The organism is Streptomyces sp. UH6, assembly GCF_013421635.1.
Lineage (GTDB): Bacteria > Actinomycetota > Actinomycetes > Streptomycetales > Streptomycetaceae > Streptomyces > Streptomyces abyssomicinicus.
On the sequence record NZ_JACADT010000737.1, the window covers coordinates 1 to 2,858 of the forward strand.

General features: G+C 71.9%; 2 protein-coding genes. One reads left to right on the forward strand and one right to left on the reverse strand.

Features of this window, described 5'->3' with window-relative positions:
• Nucleotides 1-145: 145 nt before the first annotated feature.
• A complete protein-coding gene (locus HW445_RS25065) occupies nucleotides 146-1,579 on the reverse strand; it encodes an FAD-binding oxidoreductase (RefSeq protein ID WP_374939693.1) in 1,434 nt (477 codons plus the stop codon).
• A gap of 233 nt (nucleotides 1,580-1,812) precedes the next feature.
• Between HW445_RS25065 and HW445_RS25070 the strand changes: the two genes are divergently transcribed.
• Nucleotides 1,813-2,553 carry an SOS response-associated peptidase gene (locus HW445_RS25070; RefSeq protein ID WP_180223196.1) on the forward strand — a complete coding sequence of 247 codons (741 nt, stop codon included), beginning with the start codon at nucleotides 1,813-1,815 and terminating at the stop codon, nucleotides 2,551-2,553.
• Nucleotides 2,554-2,858: the final 305 nt, after the last annotated feature.

A 2,858-nucleotide genomic window follows, 5' to 3' on the forward strand; every position in this document is an offset into this window, starting at 1 on the left:
GCTACCGGAACGTCCTGATCGACCACGCCTGCGCCGGGCCGGGCCTCCCCGCGGACGTGGTCACCGAGGCCCGCCGTCTCCAGGGCCGCTGAGCGGCGCGGGCATTCCGAGCACGGCCCTCCCGGCGCCGGCCGTCCGCCGCTCCCTACGCCGCCGCGGGCGCGACGTTCTGGTTCCGGTGGAAGAGGTTCTCCGGGTCGTAGGCGCGCTTCACCGCGGCCAACCGGTCGTAGTGGCTCCGGTAGGTCGCCTGGACCCGCTCCGTGCCCTCGTGCTCGCCGATGAAGTTCACGTAGCCGCCACCCATCGAGTACGGGTGCAGCGCCTCCCAGTAGTCGGTGCACCACTGCCGCAGCGCCCCCGCGTTGGCCGGATCGGGGTCGATGCCGGCGAACACGCCGGACCAGACGGCGTCCCGGTAGGCCCAGGCCGTGTCGTCGGCGCCCACCCGGTGGGCCGCGCCGTCGATCGGGTACAGGTGCATCGTCGACAGGCCCGAGGGCAGGTCCTCCCCGAACCTCTGGTGGATCTCCACGGCGTCGTCCGGGATGCTGTCGAAGAAGTCACCCCTCCAGTACCACTGCAACCCCTTGGGGAGCAGCGCGTCGAACATGCTCTGCAGAGCGGGCAGCGGCATGGGCGCGGTGAAGTGGAAGGCGGGAGGCGCCGGTTCGCCCACCGAGGCGAGCAACTGGTCCAGACGGTCGCCCTCCTGCTCCCCGGCCCAGCACCAGACCACGGCGGAGACGGTCTGCCCGTACATCTCCTCGGGGAACGGCGGGCCGGGCGGAACCGTCATGGCGGCGTAGAAGCCGCTGAGTTCCTCCGGCGCGGCGGGCAGGAACTCGCGGTACCAGCGCAGCACGTCGGAAGCGCGGTCCACGGGCCATGCCGTCAGGCCGACCGTCACCGTGTCCACGGGATGCAGCCGGAAGGTGAACTCGGTGACCACCCCGAAGTTGCCGCCGCCGCCCCGCAACGCCCAGAAGAGGTCCGGGTGTTCGTCCTCGGAGGCGGTGACGAAGGAACCGTCGGCGAGCACCACGTCGGCGGAGAGCAGACTGTCGATGGTGAGGCCGAACTTACGGGTGAGGTGGCCGTGACCGCCGCCCAGGGTCAGGCCGCTGACCCCGGTGGTCGAGTTGATCCCGGACGGCAGGCCGAGGCCGAAGGTGTGGGCGGCGTGGTCGAGGTCGCCGAGTTGGCTGCCCCCGCCCACCTGGGCCGTGCGCGCGTTCGGGTCCACCCTCACCCAGCGCATCGGCGACAGGTCGAGCGCGACCGCGTCGTCGGCCACCCCCAGCCCCGGCCCGCTGTGGCCGCCGCCGCGCACGGTGAGTTCCGCTCCGGTGTCCCGGGCCAGCGAGAGCACCTCCCGCACATCGCCCACGTCCACACACCGTGCGACCGCGGCGGGACGCTTGTCGATCATCGCGTTGTAGACGCTGCGCGCCTCGTCGTATCCGGCGTCCTGCGGGGTGACCACCTCACCCCGCATCGTCTCGCGCAGCCTGTCCAGCACGGCTCGGTCCACCGCGCCCATGGCGCCGGCGGCGGAGCCGGTGTCGGTCGTGCCCATGATGCAACACCTCGGTCGAGAGTCCTTGAGCAGCGGACGGACAGAGGTGCACGCGATGACCGGCTGGACGGAAAGCGGGCTCGTGGCGCGACGGCCGTTCGCGCTCGGATGTCGGCGCGGGACAGACGATCCCCCGCGCCGTTCCATTCTCCCGCCGCACCGCGCTCCGCGCATCCGGGCACACGACGGGACGCCGCCCCCGTCCGCGGCGCGGACCGTGCCACAGTGGAGGCATGTGCGGCCGTTACGTCTCCACCCGTAGCCCTCAGGAACTCACCCGGATCTTCGACGTGGTGGAATGGCGCCCCGAGGAGACGCTCGAGCAGAGCTGGAACGTCGCTCCCACCGACGAGGTCTACGCCGTCCTGGAGCGCGCCGGCCGAGGGGCCGCCGAGGACGCGCCGGTGCGCAGGGAGCTGCGGACGCCGCGCTGGGGCCTGGTCCCGTCCTGGGCGAAGGACCCGAAGATCGGCTCGCGGATGATCAACGCCCGGGTGGAGACCGTGCACGAGAAGTCGGCCTACCGCCGCGCCTTCGCGCGACGCCGCTGCCTGCTCCCGGCGGACGGCTTCTACGAATGGCAGCAGGTGAAGGACGAGGCCACGGGCAAGGTCCGCAAGCAGCCGTACTTCATCCACCCCGCTGACGGAGAGGTGATGGCCCTCGCCGGCCTGTACGAGTTCTGGCGCGACCCCGAGGTCGAGGACCGGGAGGACCCGGCCGCCTGGCTGCTGACCTGCACCATCATCACCACCGAGGCCACCGACGCGGCCGGCCGCGTCCACCCCCGCATGCCGCTCGCCCTCACCTCCGACCACTACGAGGCGTGGCTCGACCCCCACCACGACGACGCCGGCCACCTGCGGGCCCTGCTCACCCGGCCCGCCGACGGGAACCTCGACGCCCGGCCGGTCTCCACGGCCGTGAACAGCACCCGCAGCAACGGGCCGCAGCTCCTGGACGAGGTCGCTTGAGGACGCTGTCGATGGCGGATCCCGTCGCTCGTGCACGCCGTCACCTATTGACAATCAATAGGTATCGGTCGATATTCGATGGGTTCCCCTGGCTCGTGGCGCGTGATCGGGTCACGGCTGCCGTCGATCACGGAGGTGTTGCGGATGAGGACGGCCGTACCGGCGGCGATCGCCGTGACCGGGCTCGCGCTGATGACGTTCATGATCGTCGTCGAGGGCGAACCCGGTGCCCTGCCGCTGGCGCTGATCACGCTGGGCGCCGCGTGGTTCGTCCTCGCCCGCCTGCGCGGCGGATCCTCGCGCCG